Annotated in this window: 17 protein-coding genes; 3 read left to right on the top strand and 14 right to left on the bottom strand. The window is 72.2% G+C overall.

The genetic code is table 11. The features are described 5' to 3' along the window. The 8 genes from AC1ROY_RS32330 to AC1ROY_RS32295 all read right to left on the bottom strand — a co-directional run. The coding region (locus AC1ROY_RS32330) for a hypothetical protein (protein ID WP_493153069.1) at nucleotides 1–285 on the bottom strand (285 nt) is incomplete at its 3' end. A 3-nt stretch (nucleotides 286–288) separates the two neighbouring features. After that, nucleotides 289–819: a protein TolR gene (gene tolR, locus AC1ROY_RS32325; protein WP_493153068.1), complete on the bottom strand. Its 531-nt coding sequence runs from the start codon at nucleotides 817–819 to the stop codon at nucleotides 289–291. Between the two features lie 7 nt (nucleotides 820–826). After that, nucleotides 827–1,573, bottom strand: a complete 747-nt coding sequence (gene tolQ / locus AC1ROY_RS32320) for a protein TolQ (RefSeq protein ID WP_493153067.1) — start codon at nucleotides 1,571–1,573, stop codon at nucleotides 827–829. Nucleotides 1,574–1,587: 14 nt separating this feature from the next. Further along, the gene (locus tag AC1ROY_RS32315; protein WP_493153066.1) at nucleotides 1,588–2,013 is read right to left on the bottom strand and encodes a YbgC/FadM family acyl-CoA thioesterase; all 426 of its coding nucleotides are present in this window, start codon (nucleotides 2,011–2,013) and stop codon (nucleotides 1,588–1,590) included. Nucleotides 2,014–2,028: 15 nt separating this feature from the next. Beyond that, complete coding sequence (gene ruvB, locus AC1ROY_RS32310; protein ID WP_493153065.1) at nucleotides 2,029–3,096, bottom strand: Holliday junction branch migration DNA helicase RuvB; 1,068 nt, start codon at nucleotides 3,094–3,096, stop codon at nucleotides 2,029–2,031. A 55-nt stretch (nucleotides 3,097–3,151) separates the two neighbouring features. Beyond that, nucleotides 3,152–3,769: a Holliday junction branch migration protein RuvA gene (gene ruvA / locus AC1ROY_RS32305; RefSeq protein WP_493153064.1), complete on the bottom strand. Its 618-nt coding sequence runs from the start codon at nucleotides 3,767–3,769 to the stop codon at nucleotides 3,152–3,154. Between the two features lie 55 nt (nucleotides 3,770–3,824). After that, nucleotides 3,825–4,319: a crossover junction endodeoxyribonuclease RuvC gene (ruvC, locus tag AC1ROY_RS32300; RefSeq protein WP_493153070.1), complete on the bottom strand. Its 495-nt coding sequence runs from the start codon at nucleotides 4,317–4,319 to the stop codon at nucleotides 3,825–3,827. 22 nt (nucleotides 4,320–4,341) lie between these two features. Then, nucleotides 4,342–5,085 carry a YebC/PmpR family DNA-binding transcriptional regulator gene (locus AC1ROY_RS32295; RefSeq protein ID WP_493153063.1) on the bottom strand — a complete coding sequence of 248 codons (744 nt, stop codon included), beginning with the start codon at nucleotides 5,083–5,085 and terminating at the stop codon, nucleotides 4,342–4,344. Between the two features lie 70 nt (nucleotides 5,086–5,155). Here AC1ROY_RS32295 and AC1ROY_RS32290 point away from each other — a divergent pair, with 70 nt between their 5' ends. Then, a complete protein-coding gene (locus tag AC1ROY_RS32290; RefSeq protein ID WP_493153062.1) occupies nucleotides 5,156–5,788 on the top strand; it encodes an MSMEG_1061 family FMN-dependent PPOX-type flavoprotein in 633 nt (210 codons plus the stop codon). Between the two features lie 59 nt (nucleotides 5,789–5,847). Here AC1ROY_RS32290 and AC1ROY_RS32285 read toward each other — a convergent pair whose 3' ends face one another. Genes AC1ROY_RS32285 through AC1ROY_RS32270 form a run of 4 tightly spaced genes read right to left on the bottom strand, consistent with a single transcriptional unit; the run spans nucleotide 5,848 to nucleotide 9,448 of the window. Beyond that, entirely contained in the window at nucleotides 5,848–6,636 is a 789-nt protein-coding gene (locus tag AC1ROY_RS32285) for a class I SAM-dependent methyltransferase (protein ID WP_493153061.1), read from the bottom strand. After that, nucleotides 6,633–7,091: an L-2-amino-thiazoline-4-carboxylic acid hydrolase gene (locus tag AC1ROY_RS32280; RefSeq protein ID WP_493153060.1), complete on the bottom strand. Its 459-nt coding sequence runs from the start codon at nucleotides 7,089–7,091 to the stop codon at nucleotides 6,633–6,635. Before AC1ROY_RS32280 ends, AC1ROY_RS32285 begins: the two co-directional genes overlap by 4 nt. Before the next feature lie 25 nt (nucleotides 7,092–7,116). Next, nucleotides 7,117–8,466 (bottom strand): metallophosphoesterase family protein, encoded by a 1,350-nt coding sequence (locus AC1ROY_RS32275; RefSeq protein WP_493153059.1) that lies wholly within the window; start codon nucleotides 8,464–8,466, stop codon nucleotides 7,117–7,119. A gap of 7 nt (nucleotides 8,467–8,473) precedes the next feature. Next, on the bottom strand, nucleotides 8,474–9,448 hold the full coding sequence (locus AC1ROY_RS32270) for a Bug family tripartite tricarboxylate transporter substrate binding protein (protein WP_493153058.1): 975 nt from the start codon (nucleotides 9,446–9,448) through the stop codon (nucleotides 8,474–8,476). Nucleotides 9,449–9,556: 108 nt separating this feature from the next. On the opposite strand from AC1ROY_RS32270, the gene AC1ROY_RS32265 reads away from it, so the two are divergent. Then, a complete protein-coding gene (locus tag AC1ROY_RS32265) occupies nucleotides 9,557–10,159 on the top strand; it encodes a histidine phosphatase family protein (protein ID WP_493153057.1) in 603 nt (200 codons plus the stop codon). On the opposite strand, the gene AC1ROY_RS32260 is transcribed toward AC1ROY_RS32265, so the two are convergent. Both AC1ROY_RS32260 and AC1ROY_RS32255 read right to left on the bottom strand, forming a co-directional pair. Continuing rightward, nucleotides 10,156–11,328, bottom strand: coding sequence for an MFS transporter (locus AC1ROY_RS32260; protein ID WP_493153056.1), 1,173 nt, complete (start codon nucleotides 11,326–11,328; stop codon nucleotides 10,156–10,158). The genes AC1ROY_RS32265 and AC1ROY_RS32260 overlap by 4 nt on opposite strands. A gap of 199 nt (nucleotides 11,329–11,527) precedes the next feature. Further along, a complete protein-coding gene (locus tag AC1ROY_RS32255; protein WP_493153055.1) occupies nucleotides 11,528–12,214 on the bottom strand; it encodes an ArsR/SmtB family transcription factor in 687 nt (228 codons plus the stop codon). Between the two features lie 129 nt (nucleotides 12,215–12,343). On the opposite strand from AC1ROY_RS32255, the gene AC1ROY_RS32250 reads away from it, so the two are divergent. Beyond that, entirely contained in the window at nucleotides 12,344–13,216 is an 873-nt protein-coding gene (locus tag AC1ROY_RS32250) for an endonuclease/exonuclease/phosphatase family protein (RefSeq protein ID WP_493153054.1), read from the top strand.

Below are 13,216 nucleotides of genomic sequence, written 5' to 3'. Positions count from 1 at the left end.
GGGCGGCGGCGGTGGAGGGGGCGGCGGCGGCGCGGGCGGGGCCGGACGCGCGGGCTCCACCTCCGGCGGCTCCGGCGAGGGCGGCGCGGGCACGCTCACCGGCGCGCGCGGGGCCGGGGTCTCGCCCTGGGCCGTCTCGGCGGGCGCGATGAACTCGACCTCCAGCGCCTGCTCGCGCGGCTCCTCGATCTTGCGCCGGTCGAAGTCGAGCAGGATCAGCGCCAGCACCAGCAGGTGCGCGGCGAGGGATGCGCCGACCCAGAGGCGGAAGCGCCCGTCTTCCATGGCTCAGCGCGGCGCCGGGCCTCGCGACGGGGGGTTCGCGGTGGGAGCGGGGGCGCGGGGGGAAGCGCCGGCGGGAGCTGGAGCGGGGCGACCCGCCGTGGGATTGGCCTGTTCGGCGAGCAGGGCCACGCGGGTGAAGCCGCCGGCGCTGATCGTGCCCATGACCTCCATCACGCGGCCATAGGTGATGCCGCGGTCGCCGCGTACGAAGATGCGGCGCTCGGGCTGGCCGGGCTGCTGGGTCTGGCCGATGGCCTGGAGCCGCGGCACCAGCTCCTCGAGCTGGACCTCCGTCTCCTGCAGGAAGATGCGGCCCTCGGGATTCACGCTGATGGTGATCGGCTCCTGCTCCTGGTTGAGCGGCTGGGCCGTGGTCTTCGGCAGGTCCACCGGCACGCCGGAGGTCATCATGGGCGCCGCCACCATGAAGATGATGAGCAGCACCAGCATGACGTCCACCATCGGCGTCACGTTGATCTCGGCCATGGGGCGGTAGCGGGCGCCCACCCCTCGCTTCATGATCGGCCCGGCCATGGCGGCGCTACTCCGCCGCCGGGGCGGCGGCCGTGACGCGCGCCTGGGCCGCGGCCTCGGTCTGGCGGGCCAGGATCGCGCCGAACTCGGAGGCGAAGCCCTCCAGCCGCCCCGCGAACTTGGCGAACTTGGACGACAGCATGTTGTAGATCAGCACCGCCGGGATGGCGGCCACGAGGCCCATGGCCGTGGCGAAGAGCGCCTCGGCGATGCCCGGCGCGACCACGGCGAGGTTGGTGTTCTGCATGCCCGCGATGGCGGTAAAGCTGTTCATGATGCCCCAGACCGTACCGAAGAGGCCCACGAAGGGTGCCGCCGAGCCGGTGGAGGCGAGGAAGGTCATGCGCTTCTCCAGCCGCTCCATCTCGCGATGTATGGTGACGGACATGGCGCGCTCCACCCGCTCGCGCGTGCCGGCCACCATGAAGGAGCCCGCCCCGGCGGCCGTGCTCGCGTGCCACTCGCGCATGCCGATGACGAAGACGGCCGCCATGGGGTGCGAGGGGTGCTCGCCCTGGGCCCGGTAGAGCTCGTCCAGGCTGCCGCCGCGCCAGAAGCGGTCCTCGAACTCGTCGGCCTCCCGGCGGGCGCGGGCGAGGCTCGTGAACTTCTCGAAGGCGATCGCCCAGACATAGACGCTGGCCAGGAGCAGCAGGACCATCACCACCTTCACGATCCAGTCGGCCTGCATGAACAGGGCGAGGAGCGAGAGGTCGTGGGCCGCCGCAAGCGGCGCGGTGGTGACGGAGTTCAAGGGGCGGGGCCTCCTCAGGTCGTTTCGGGCAGGACGGTCCGGGCGCGGAGAGCACCCAGCCAGGGTTCAGGCAGGCGGCGCGGGGCCAGGCTCGTCGCATCCACGCAGGCGAGCGTCACATCGAGCCATGCCAGCCTTTCCTCCCCCCGCCAGACCTCCTGCAGCAGCAGCAGGCTGGCGGAAGCGCGGCGGATTCGCGTGACCACCGTCACCTCGTCATCGAGTCGCGCGGGGCGTGCATACTCCACCATGACGCGCCGCACCACCATGAAGCAGCCATGTAACCGCTGCATGTCCGCATGGGGCAGGCCCATGTCGCGGAGGGATTCGGTACGGGCGCGCTCGGCCCATCGCAGATAGGTGGCGTGATAGGTGACGCCGCCGGCATCCGTGTCTTCGTAGTACACGCGGATGTTCATCCGATGCGCGAAATCGGTCATGTCGCCGCCACCGATTCAGACCTCCGGCGCATCCGCGCCTCCGGCCATCGGGGGCTGGCGCGGGTCCAGCAGGTCGGGCTGGAGCGAGGCGCCGGCGGGCGGCGCCATCCCCAGGTGGCGCCAACCCGGCTCGCCCAGCATGCGGCCGCGCGGCGTGCGCAGGACCAGGCCCTCCTGGATGAGGAAGGGCTCCACCACGTCCTCCAGCGTGTCCCGGCTCTCGGACAAGGCGGCGGCCAGCGTCTCGACACCGACCGGGCCGCCATTGTGGTGCTTGGCGATGCGGCGGAGGTAGCGGCGGTCCATGGCGTCGAGGCCCTTGGCGTCCACCTCCAGCCGGGCGAGGGAGGCGTCGGCCATGGCGCGGTCGGCCACCCTGCCCTCGACCACGCAGAAGTCGCGCACGCGGCGCAGCAGGCGGCCGGCGATGCGGGGCGTGCCGCGGCTGCGGTTGGCGATCTCGCGCGCGCCCTCCTCGGCCAGCGCGAAGCCCAGCTTCTCCGCACCCCGGCGGACAATCCGAAAAAGCTCCTCCGGCGTGTAGAGGTTGAGGCGCAGCGGGATGCCGAAGCGGTCGCGCAACGGCGTGGAGAGCAGGCCCGAGCGCGTGGTTGCGCCGACCAGGGTGAAGGGCGGCAGGTCTATGCGCACGGTGCGCGCGGCCGGCCCCTCGCCGATGATGAGGTCCAATTGAAAGTCCTCCATCGCCGGATAGAGCGTCTCCTCTATGGCCGGCTGAAGGCGATGGATCTCGTCGACGAAAAGCACGTCGCGCGGCTGGAGGTTGGTGAGGATGGCGGCCAGGTCGCCCGCGCGCTGGAGAACGGGGCCGGAGGTGGCCCGAAAGCCCACGCCCATCTCACGGGCGACGATCTGCGCGAGGGTGGTCTTGCCCAGGCCCGGAGGTCCGTGAAGCAAAACGTGATCGAGCGCCTCGCCGCGCGCGGAGGCGGCCTGGATGAAGACCGAGAGGTTTTCCCGCAGCAGCTTCTGGCCGGTGAACTCGGACAGGAGCTGTGGGCGCAGCGAGGCCTCGCCGGCATCCTCCTCCTGGCGCGCGCCGCTGGTGATGCGGTCGCTCATTTGCGCCACCGATTCAGCTCTCCGGCGCCTTCGCGCCTCCGATCATCGGGGGCGATCATCGCGCCGACTCACGCAGCGCGACGGTGATCAGCGCGTTCAGCTCGGCCCCCGCCCCGAGCTGCGTCTTTGCCCGCGACACGGCACGCTCGGCCTCGGGCCGCTTGAGGCCGAGATTGAGCAGCGCGCTGATCGCATCCGCCTCCGGCGTATCGGGCAAGGCGGCCACGATGGGCACGCCGCCGCCATCCTGCTCCGGCGTCGCGCGGCCCACGGCCCATTTCTGCATCGCCGGCTCGTCGATGACGCGGTTGGCGGTGGCGGCGCCGAGGCCCTTCACCTCGGAGAGCCGCTTGCGCTCCTTGGCGGCGATGGCCGTCGCGAGCTGGTCGGGCGTCAGCCCCGACAGCACCAGCAGCGCCTTCTGCGGCCCGACCGTCTTCACCTCGTTGAGGGCCCGGAAAGCCTCGCGCTCGCTCGCATCGAGGAAGCCGTAGAGGGTGATGGCGTCCTGGCTGACGCGGGTCTCGATCAGCAATTTCTGGACACCGTCCTTCGCCGTCAGCCGGTCCAGCGTCTTGCGGCTGCACGACACCAGATAGCCGACGCCGTTCACGTCCAGCACGCAGGCGCCGTCCTGCGTGGATTCCACGAATCCCTTGAGGCTCCCGATCATGGCCGTCCCCGATGGCCGGAGGCGCGCAGGCGCCGAAGGGCTGAATCGGCGGCCATCAGACCTGCATCAGCTTTGCGAGCACGTTGCGCGTGCCGCGGTGATGCGCGTGGCAGATGGCGATCGCCAGCGCATCCGCCGCATCCGCGCGCTTCAGCACGGCGCCGGGCAGCAGGCGCTTCACCATGTCCTGCACCTGGATCTTATCGGCATGGCCGGTGCCGACGACGGCGCGCTTCACCTCCATCGCCTGGTATTCCGCGACAGGCAGCCCGGCCAGCGCCGGCACCAGCAGCGCCACGCCGCGCGCCTGGCCGAGCTTCAGCGCGGCGGCCGGGTTCTTGTTGACATAGGTGTGCTCGACCGCCGCCTCGTCCGGCGTCCATTCGCCGATGAGATGCGAGAGACCGTTGTGGATCTGCACCAGCCGATGCGAGAGCTCGTCGCCGGCCAGGGTGCTGATGGCGCCCGCCGCGATGTAGCGCAGGTGCGAGCCCGCGCTCTCGATCAGCCCCCAGCCCGTATGGGTCAGGCCGGGGTCCAACCCCAGAATGCGGATGGGGCCGGGCGCCAATTCAGTCCGAAAGCTTCGCCAGCACGGCGTCGCTCACCTCGAAATTGGCGTAGACCTGCTGCACGTCGTCATGGTCGTCGACCAGGTCGATGAACTTCAGGACGGCGGCCGCGCCCTCCTCGTCCAGCTCCACGGTCATGTTCGGCTTCCACTCCAGCCGCGCGGCCTGGGCCTCGCCGAAGCGGGATTCCAGCGCATCGCGCACGGTGTTGAGGTCCTCCGGCGCGGTCAGGATCTCGTGGCCCTCCTCGGTGCTGGCGACATCCTGGGCGCCCGCCTCGATGGCGGCCTCCAGCATGGCGTCGGCATCGGCGACCTCGGCCGCGAAGCGCACGGCGCCCACGCGGTCGAACTGGAAGGCCACCGTCTCGCCCATCGCGCCGCCGTGCTTGCTGAACATGGAGCGCAGGTCGCTCGCGGTGCGGTTGCGGTTGTCGGTCAGCGCCTCGACGATGACGGCGACGCCGGCCGGACCGCGGCCCTCGTAGCGGACCTCGACGTAGTCCTCGCCGGAGCCCGCGCCCGAGGCCTTCTTGATGGCACGGTCCACCGCGTCCTTGGTCATGTTGGCCAGCCGGGCCGCGACCAGGGCGGCGCGGAGGCGCGGGTTGTGGGCCGGGTCCGGCAGGCCGGCCTTGGCCGCCACCGTGATCTCGCGCCCGATCCGGGCGAAGGCCCGGGCGCGCTTGGCGTCCTGCCCGCCCTTGCGGTGCATGATGTTCTTGAACTGCGAATGCCCAGCCATGGCTTCTTCAGAGATTGGTTGAAGTTTTTCCATATAGCGTCGGGCCGCGAGTTTCGCCACCATGCGGACCATGGACACGCACGCAGTCGTCGCCGACCCCCACGCCGTCACCACCGCCGAGGCCCTGGAGGCCATCTACGGTCGTCCCTCCGAGCTCGCCGCCAACAAATCGACGGACCGGCTCGACCCGACGACGCTGGCCTTCATCGCCGCCAGCCCCTTTTGTCTCTTGGGCACCCAGGGCCGCAAGGGCAACCACATCACCCCGCGCGGCGACGCGCCCGGCTTCGTGGTGGCGCTGGACGAGAAGCGCCTGATGATCCCGGACCGGAAGGGCAACAACCGGCTGGACGGCTATCGCGATATCCTCGAGGACAGCCGGGTCTCGCTGCTCTTCCTGGTGCCCGGCATGGGCGAGACCATGCGCGTCCACGGCACGGCCACCATCTCCATCGACCCGGAGCTCCGCGCGCGCTGCATCGCGCAGGAGAAGGTGCCGACCACCGTGCTGATCGTGGAGATCCGCGAGATCTTCATGCAATGCGCCAAGGCCATCATGCGCTCGGACCTGTGGGACGGCCGCAGGAAGGCGCCGGGCGTGCCGACGATGGGGGCGCTGCTCGCGGCCCACAAGAAGAACGGGATGGACCCGGCGGCCTACGACGCCGTCGCCGAGGAGCGGCTGCGGGCCAATATGTACTGAGGCCAGATCATCTCGCGAGATTCAGACCTCCGGCGCCTTCGCGCCTCCGGTCATCCCGCTCAGGCCTCTCCCGTCACCATCCGCGCCGTCGCGACGAAGCTGCGCGGCCCGTCGGCGCCCCAGGCGCGGCGCAACGCGCCCTCCAGGCGCGACCGCGCCGGCGGCTCCAGCCCGGCGGCGAAGGCGCCCACGAAGCCCTGCCCCGTGAGCCAGGGCTGCCACCAATCCTCGAATCCCGAAAATTCCTGCCGGATCGAGATGTCGCGCTCGCGGACGTTCCTGATCCCGGCCGCCTCGAAGACCGCGCCCAGCCGCCCCGGCGCGCCGATCGGGTCGGCGAAGTGCTTGTCCCGCCAGTCCGCGCCCTCGCGCAGCACCACCGCCGCCGTGTCGGCGAAGAGCCGCAGGAAGGGGAAGCCGCCGGAGAAATCCCACATCGCCGTGGCGACGGTCCCGCCCGGCTGCGCGACCCGCGCCATCTCCCGCGCCGCCTTCACCGGATCGGGCACGAAGGCGAAGACGAGCAGCGCCAGCGCCGCGTCCTGCGAGCCGGTGGGCAGCGGCAGCGACAGGAGGTCGCCGCGCTCGAAGCGCGCCTGCGGCATGGCGACGCGCGCGGCCTCGACATAGGCCTGGCCGAGATCCACGCCCGTCACCTTCACGGCCGGATCGCGCTCCAGGAGCGCCGCGCTCAGCGCGCCCGTGCCGCAGCCGGCGTCCAGCACGCGCAGGCCCTGGGGCAGCGCGAGGGCATCGAGGAAGGGCGCCGCCAGCCTGCGGCTCCAGCGCCCCATGCTCCGCTCATAGGCGGCGGCGTCGGTGGCGACATATTCGACGGATGTGCTCATGGGGCGCGCGTATACCGGAAGTTGCAATGTGTCGCACCCGACATGATGGTCTGCGTGCGCTCCAGCTTCATCTTCGGATCGTAGCCCTCGCAGAAGGCGCCGTCGCGGTTGCAGGAGAGCACGGCGCCGAGCTTGCCCAGCCCCATGCCGCGATAGGTCTCGGCATAGCGGCAGCGCGTGACGTTGAAGTCGAAATGCTCGGCGTCCTCGCGCAGCACGTCGATCTGGAGAGCATCGTCCAGCTTCCAGCGCTCCATGAGCTCGGCGAAATGCGCGATGCTGGGCTCGGGGGCCTCCCTGGCCATAGCGGCGCCGGTCTGCCGCGCGAGCTTCACGATGGCGCGGGTGAGGATCGCCGTCGCCTGCTCCTCGCCGAGGGTCGCCACCATCTCCTCGTGGAGGCCCTTGGCGAAGGCCGCCTCGATGCGGCGCTGCTCGAGGATGGACACGGTCATGGGCGGAACTCCGGCAGAAAGAGGCTCAGGCTAGCCCCGTCCAGAACCGCAACTCCAGCCCTTCCCCGGCGAAGCCCGTGCCGACCCGCCAGCGCGCGGGCCAGTCGATGCGCTCCGGCCCCCAGGAGACGGCGGAGCGCAGGCTGCTCCACGGCGCGCCCGGGCCCGCGCGCCACATCACGCCGCCCGGCCCCATGCCGCCATGCAGGAGAAGCTCCAGATCGAAGGCCTCGCCCGCGCCGAGCGTCGGGCCGAACCAGTAGCTCGGGCTGCGGCCGGGCGCGGCGGCGATGATGACGCAAAGCCGCTGCTCCGGCCCGCGCAGCCCGATCCAGAGCGCGGGAAGCCACCCTTCGGCCTCGGCGGAGAAGAGCGTCTGCGCCGCGCCGCCATGCGCCGGGGCAGTGCGGCCGCGCAGGCCCAGCGCGACGAGGCGCGGCGCCGGATGGCCCGCGCGGAGGCCGGTGAAGGCGGCGGCGCCCTCGCCGACAGGCAGGCCCTGCCATGTCCCGGCGGGCGGCAGCGATACGGGCCAGCTCAGCCCCTCGCGCGCCCGGCCTTCGTCGTCGAGCACCTCGTAGCGCAGGCCTTCCGCGTCGAGCGCGGCGTGCAGCGCGTGCAGGTATTCGACGCCTTCGGGCATGCGATGCCCGGTCCCTGCACCGCCCGTCGTCACCTGCAGCACGCCGCGATGCACCTGCACGTCGAAGGCCAGGATGTGGCTGCAGAGATAGGCGAGCACCCCGCCCTCCACGAGCGCATCCCAGAAGGAATCGCGGCAGCCCGGCCCGATCTCGCGCTGCCAGTCGCCGGCAAAGCCGTTCACGGGGAAGGCGGGGTGATGGCCCAGCACCAGCCGGTGCCGCGCGTCGCGGAGGCGGTACAGCTCCTCGCGCAGCCATTCCGTCTCGACCTGCCCCTCGCCGCCGAGCCCGGTCCAGAGCGTATGGACGAAGATCATCGCGAGGTCGCCGCGCCGGACGGAATAGCTCAGCCCTTCCTGCCCCGGCGGCCCGTTGCGCGGGAGGTGCGGCAGAGCGGCGCGGAAGACGCCCTCGCTCATCATGTCGTAGGCCGTGTGGTTGCCGGTGGTGTGGAAGACCGGGATGCCGCACGCCCAGGCCATCTCGACCTCGAGGAAGTGGCGCCACTGCGCGCGCAGCTCCTCGGCCGAGGCGGTCAGGCCGATCACCTCGTCGCCCGGGAAGAGGATGAACTCGGGCGGCGGCGAGAGGCGAGCGAGCACCGCGTTCACCCGCGCGAGGTTGGCCGCGTGCGGCGCGCCAGGCACGCCGGAGCAGGCATCGGCGTAGAGCACGAAGCGATGCCCCTCGCCCCTGCCATCCCCCCTGGGCTCCAGCGCCGCGATCGTCATGGACCCGCTACTCCGCCTTGATCTGCAGCCGCTCGATCAGCCCGGCATAGCGCCGGCTTTCCTCCGCCACGAAAGCCTCCAGCCGCGCCCCGGTAAAGCCCGTGCCCCGGGCGACGCCGAGCCCGTCGGCGAAGTCCACGAAGCGCGGCGATTCCAGCCCGGCCTGCACCGCCTCCGCGATGAAGCCGCGCCGTGCCCCGCTGATTCCGAGCGGCGCCACGATCGCCCACCAGGTGGTGAAGTCGCCCGCCGGCAGCCCGAGCTCGCGCAGGGTCGGCGCCTCCACGCCCGGCACCCGCCGCTCGCCCGTGACGGCAAGGCCGCGGATCTGCCCGCCCTGGAGGAAGGGCGAGGCCGGCGTGATGCCCTCGAGGATGAAGTCGATGGTGCCGGACATGAGGTCCGCCAGCGCCGGCGCGCTGCCGCGATAGGGCACGTGCTGCATCTCGATGGCGAGCTCGGCCGAGAAGAGCGCCACGGCCAGGTGCTGCACGCCGCCGACGCTCGCCCCATAGGTCAGCGGGCGGCCCTCGGCCGCGCGGCGCCGCGCCAGCGCCAGCAGCCCCGCCATGTCGCGCAGCGGCGAGCCCGCCGCCACCACGACCACATGGGGCTGCACCGCCACCAGCGAGACCGGCACGAAGTTGCGGATGGCAGCCGGCTGCATGTCCGGATGGATCAGCGGCGCCACGACCACCGTGCTGACATGCGCCATGAGCAGCGTGTGCCCGTCCGGCTCCGAGCGTGCGACGCCCGCCGCCGCGATGCTGCCCAGCGCGCCGGAGCGGTTCTCGACCACCACGGGCCGGCTCCACCGCACCTCCAGCTCGCGGCCGAGCTGGCGCGCCGCAATGTCGCTGCCGCCGCCGGGCGGGAAGCCGTCCACGATCACGACGGAGCGCGAGGGGAAGGAGCCCGTCTGCGCCAGGGCAGGCATCGCCAGGGGGGTGGCCAGGAAAGCACGGCGGGGCAGGATCGGCATGTCGAAGATTCTCCTCGGGATATCAGCGACAATCCTGATCCGGCCGCCTCTTCTCAACGTCATCTCCGTGACGCTTTCCCGAAGAGACCGGGTCCCCGTGAAGCTTCCATGACGTCCTCGACAGCGGCCCTGCCGCGGGCGCAGAGATGGGCCATGACCCTCCGGCTGCTGATGGTCCGCCATGGCGGGAGCCCCGCCATCGATTCGCGCGAGGCCGCCCCGCCCGACCCCGAGCTGACGCGCGAGGGCCGCGCGGCGCTGGCCGCGCTCGGCCAGCTCCTCGGTGAACGCCCGATGGATTTCGCCCTGACCTCGCCCGCCCGCCGCTGCCGCCACACCGCCGCGCTGCTCGGCTTCTCCGGCCTGCCCGTGGCGAAGGAGCTCGCGCCCGTCCGGGGCGACCGCTACGCCGACGTGGTGCGCCGGGCGCGCGGCGAGGACGTGCCACGCGAGGCGATCCTGCCCTCGCTGGCGCCGGCCATGGCGGGGCTCGACGCCTGGGTGGAGACCTTGTCGCGCAGCGTCCGCGGCTCTGTGCTGGTCTTCACCCATGCGGAGGTGATCGCGCATCTTCTCTCGCGCTGGGCCGGGCTGGATTTCGCCGTGGCGCACCGGGTGAGTCCGGCCAGCCTCTCCGTCCTGGAGTTCTCGCCGGAGCCGCACCTCGCCGTGTTCAACGCGGGCCGGATCGGGCCCAGCCTGCACGGCTAGGACGCATTGCCCCTCGGCAGCCATCGGTAGCCCGCGATCCCCAGCACCAGCGAGAGCCCCAGCAACAGGAAGCCAGCGCGGTAGCCCGCCTCGCCGACGCCCACCAGCGCCACGGCCGCGCCCACGACGGCCGGCAGCAGCGCCGAGCCGAGCACCTGCGCGAGGTTCACCGTGGTCACGCCACGCCCCACCAGATGCTCCGGGAAGAGCGCACGCCCCTGCGCCACCAGCAGGATGGAATAGGCGGAGAAGAAGCAGGACAGCATGAGCATCGCGATCGCGATCGCGAGCGGGATCGCGGGCCAAGCCGCCAGCACCGCCATGCTCGCGATCACCACCACGGCCGATCCGACCACCGCGCGCCCGCGTCCGAAGGCGCGCTCCATAAAGGGCAGCGCAAGCTGCCCGCAGGGCACGGCGAGCCCCATGGCCAGCAGCACCGTGCCGCGCGCCGCTGCGTCCAGCCCATGCACGTCATAGAGGTAGGGCCCGGCCCAGAGCGCCAGCAGCGTCGCCATCACGGCATAGGCGAAGCAGTGCATCGCGAGGATCCGCGCCAGCCCCGGCGTCGCCCAGACGGTGAACTGCCCGGCCAGAACTTCGCCCAGCGATTCGGCATGGCGCCGGCGGATCTCCAGGCCCGGCGGCACGTCGATCGCGAAGCGCCACCACAGCGCGCCGATGACGGCGGTGATGCCGGAAGAAAGCAGGTAGGCGCCGCGCCAGCCCAGCAGCCCGGACATCAGCGCGAGCGGCGCGCCGGCGGCGAGGATGCCGACCTGGCTCCAGGCGAAGATCCCGCTCATCGCCTTGGTCATGCCCGGGCCGGCGTGCCAGCGCCCGGCCAGCACCACGGCCGACATGAAGCTCGCCGAGCATCCCAGCCCCAACACGAAGCGCGCGGCGAGGAATTGCGCGCCGTCCTGCGCGAGCGCCTGCGCCGCCGAGCCGACCACGGCCAACGCCGTCAGCGCGACCACCAGCCGGCGCGGCCCGATCCGGTCCAGCCCCACGCCCACGGGGAGCTGCGCCACCAGCAGTGCCAGGAAGAAGGCGGTGTTGGCCGCGCCCAGCGCCGTGGGCCCGAGGTCGAGCTCCGCCGCCAGCTCGGGTGCCACCACGCCGATGGCGGCGCGGTGGAACTGCGAGACGGCCGTCATGGCGGACATGGCCATGCCGACCCGTGCTGTGGGAGTCATGGGGCGATGGGCAGGACGTGCAGCGGCAGGACCGGGCGCGCCCGATGGAGTATCCGGCCGCACAGCGGCCGGCGCCGCCCAACCGACAGCGTGGCCGGGCGCTTCAGCCGCGCGGCGAAGCCAAGCGCGCGGGGCGCGCGCCCGGCGTTTGAGGGCGCAAAAAGCTTCTTCATGCCGCGATGCCGAACTCCGCCGAGAGCGCGCGGGCCCCTTCCGGCGTGCAGGCCAGCCGGCGCCGCTGCAGGAGATCGGTCGCCGAGGGCTCGATGCGCGTGAGCCAGAGGCGGCGCGTCATCATCGAGGTGATCTCGCGCCCCAGCCCGCCGGCGAGATGCGGCCGGCGCTCGGACCAGTCCATGCAGTCGCAGGCGAAGCGCGGCGCGCGGCGGGCCGCGGCGAGGTCCACGCCCAGCTTCGCCAGCCGCGCCTCGCCGGATCCGGTCACGGCCCAGCCGCCGGCCGCGGCCTCGATCCAGCCGTCGCCGGTCAGGCGCTGGTGCAGGGCCACGCCGATCCGGCCGGCCACGTGATGCCAGCACAGCCGCGCCTGCCGGAAGCCGTCGCCATGCGGCCAAGATTTCCGCGGGCTGACCTGGGGCAGCGCCATCAGCGTCTCGAGCGCGGCGGCGATCTCCTCGCCGGCCAGCCGGTGATAGCGGTGCCGCCCCTGGGCATGGACCGAGACCAGCCCCGATTCGACCAGCGCCTTCACCTGCGCGCTGGTCGCCGCGGCGCCGATCCCGGCCACGCGCGCCAGCTCGCCGGCGGTCAGTGCCTCGCCCGGCAGCAGGGCCTGGAGCATGGCGGCGCGCGAGGGGTCGCCGATCAGGTTGGCGATGGTGGCGAGGTTGGACATGGCGGCTCCTGCTCCGATCCTACCGGCTTTCGGGGTTGCAACCTACCGCCCCACCTGTCCGGATGTTTCGGAGTCCCCCGAAGCCTGGGGCGGCTCGCCGCCGGGTCATTTTGCGTCCAGGATGCCGCCATGCATCGGATTTTCCTCGCGATCCTCCTCCTCGCCGCGGCCCTCCTGCCCCTTCCCCTGGGGGCCGCCGAGATCAAGCTCGCCACCTGGAACATCGCCTGGCTGACCCTGCGCCCGGCCGGCGACCGGGCTCTGCCGCGCGACCTCACGCCCCGCCAGCCCGGCGACTTCACCCGCCTCGTCGACTATGCCCGCCGCCTCGACGCCGACATCCTGGCGCTGCAGGAGGTGGACGGGCCGGAGGCCGCCGCCCGCGTGCTCGATCCGCGCGACTACAACTTCTTCTTCCCCGACGAGCGCGACATCCAGCGCACCGGCTTCGCCGTCCGCCGCACCCTCCGCGCCATCCGCAACGCCGACCTGGAGGAGCTGGACCCCATCCCGGAGGAGCGCTTCTCGCTGCGCCGGGGCACCGACATCACCGTCGAGGTGGAGGGCCGGATGCTTCGGCTGCTCTCCGTCCATCTCAAGGCCGGCTGCCGCGAGGCCGCCGACCGGGGCCGCGACTGCGACACCCTGATGCAGCAATCCGCGGTCCTCGCCGGCTGGATCGCCCAGCGCCGCCGCGAGGGCACGGCCTTCGCTATCCTCGGCGACTTCAACCGCCGCTTCGCGAGCCCCCAGGACACGGTGCTGCAGGAGCTGGCGGCCGCCGCGCCGCTCACCCGCGCCAACGAGGGCGTCTCCAACCCCTGCTGGTCCGACGCCCGCGGCGGGCGGCCCTTCATCGAGCACATCCTGCTCGGCGGTCCCGCGCGCGGCTGGATGGTCCAGAACAGCCTGCGCGTCATGGTCTATGTCGAGCGCGACCCGGCGCTGCGCGACCGCCTCTCCGACCATTGCCCGATCAGCATCCGCCTGCGGGTCGGCTGA

The sequence above is a fragment of the Roseococcus sp. GW821-FHT12F05 genome (genome assembly GCF_058806835.1).
Note: the sequence above shows the minus strand (reverse complement) of the source record. Positions and strands in the feature narration are given on the sequence as shown.

Excerpts from the sequence above, each read along its gene's own strand:
- AC1ROY_RS32270 (WP_493153058.1), bottom strand. The coding sequence starts at position 9,448 with ATGCCGATCCTGCCCCGCCGTGCTTTCCTGGCCACCCCCCTGGCGATG.
- AC1ROY_RS32315 (WP_493153066.1), bottom strand. The coding sequence starts at position 2,013 with ATGACCGATTTCGCGCATCGGATGAACATCCGCGTGTACTACGAAGAC.
- AC1ROY_RS32250 (WP_493153054.1), top strand. The coding sequence starts at position 12,344 with ATGCATCGGATTTTCCTCGCGATCCTCCTCCTCGCCGCGGCCCTCCTG.
- tolR (WP_493153068.1), bottom strand. The coding sequence starts at position 819 with ATGGCCGGGCCGATCATGAAGCGAGGGGTGGGCGCCCGCTACCGCCCC.
- AC1ROY_RS32255 (WP_493153055.1), bottom strand. The coding sequence starts at position 12,214 with ATGTCCAACCTCGCCACCATCGCCAACCTGATCGGCGACCCCTCGCGC.
- AC1ROY_RS32285 (WP_493153061.1), bottom strand. The coding sequence starts at position 6,636 with ATGAGCACATCCGTCGAATATGTCGCCACCGACGCCGCCGCCTATGAG.
- AC1ROY_RS32295 (WP_493153063.1), bottom strand. The coding sequence starts at position 5,085 with ATGGCTGGGCATTCGCAGTTCAAGAACATCATGCACCGCAAGGGCGGG.
- ruvA (WP_493153064.1), bottom strand. The coding sequence starts at position 3,769 with ATGATCGGGAGCCTCAAGGGATTCGTGGAATCCACGCAGGACGGCGCC.
- AC1ROY_RS32290 (WP_493153062.1), top strand. The coding sequence starts at position 5,156 with ATGGACACGCACGCAGTCGTCGCCGACCCCCACGCCGTCACCACCGCC.
- ruvB (WP_493153065.1), bottom strand. The coding sequence starts at position 3,096 with ATGAGCGACCGCATCACCAGCGGCGCGCGCCAGGAGGAGGATGCCGGC.
- AC1ROY_RS32265 (WP_493153057.1), top strand. The coding sequence starts at position 9,557 with ATGACGTCCTCGACAGCGGCCCTGCCGCGGGCGCAGAGATGGGCCATG.
- AC1ROY_RS32275 (WP_493153059.1), bottom strand. The coding sequence starts at position 8,466 with ATGACGATCGCGGCGCTGGAGCCCAGGGGGGATGGCAGGGGCGAGGGG.
- AC1ROY_RS32260 (WP_493153056.1), bottom strand. The coding sequence starts at position 11,328 with ATGTCCGCCATGACGGCCGTCTCGCAGTTCCACCGCGCCGCCATCGGC.
- AC1ROY_RS32280 (WP_493153060.1), bottom strand. The coding sequence starts at position 7,091 with ATGACCGTGTCCATCCTCGAGCAGCGCCGCATCGAGGCGGCCTTCGCC.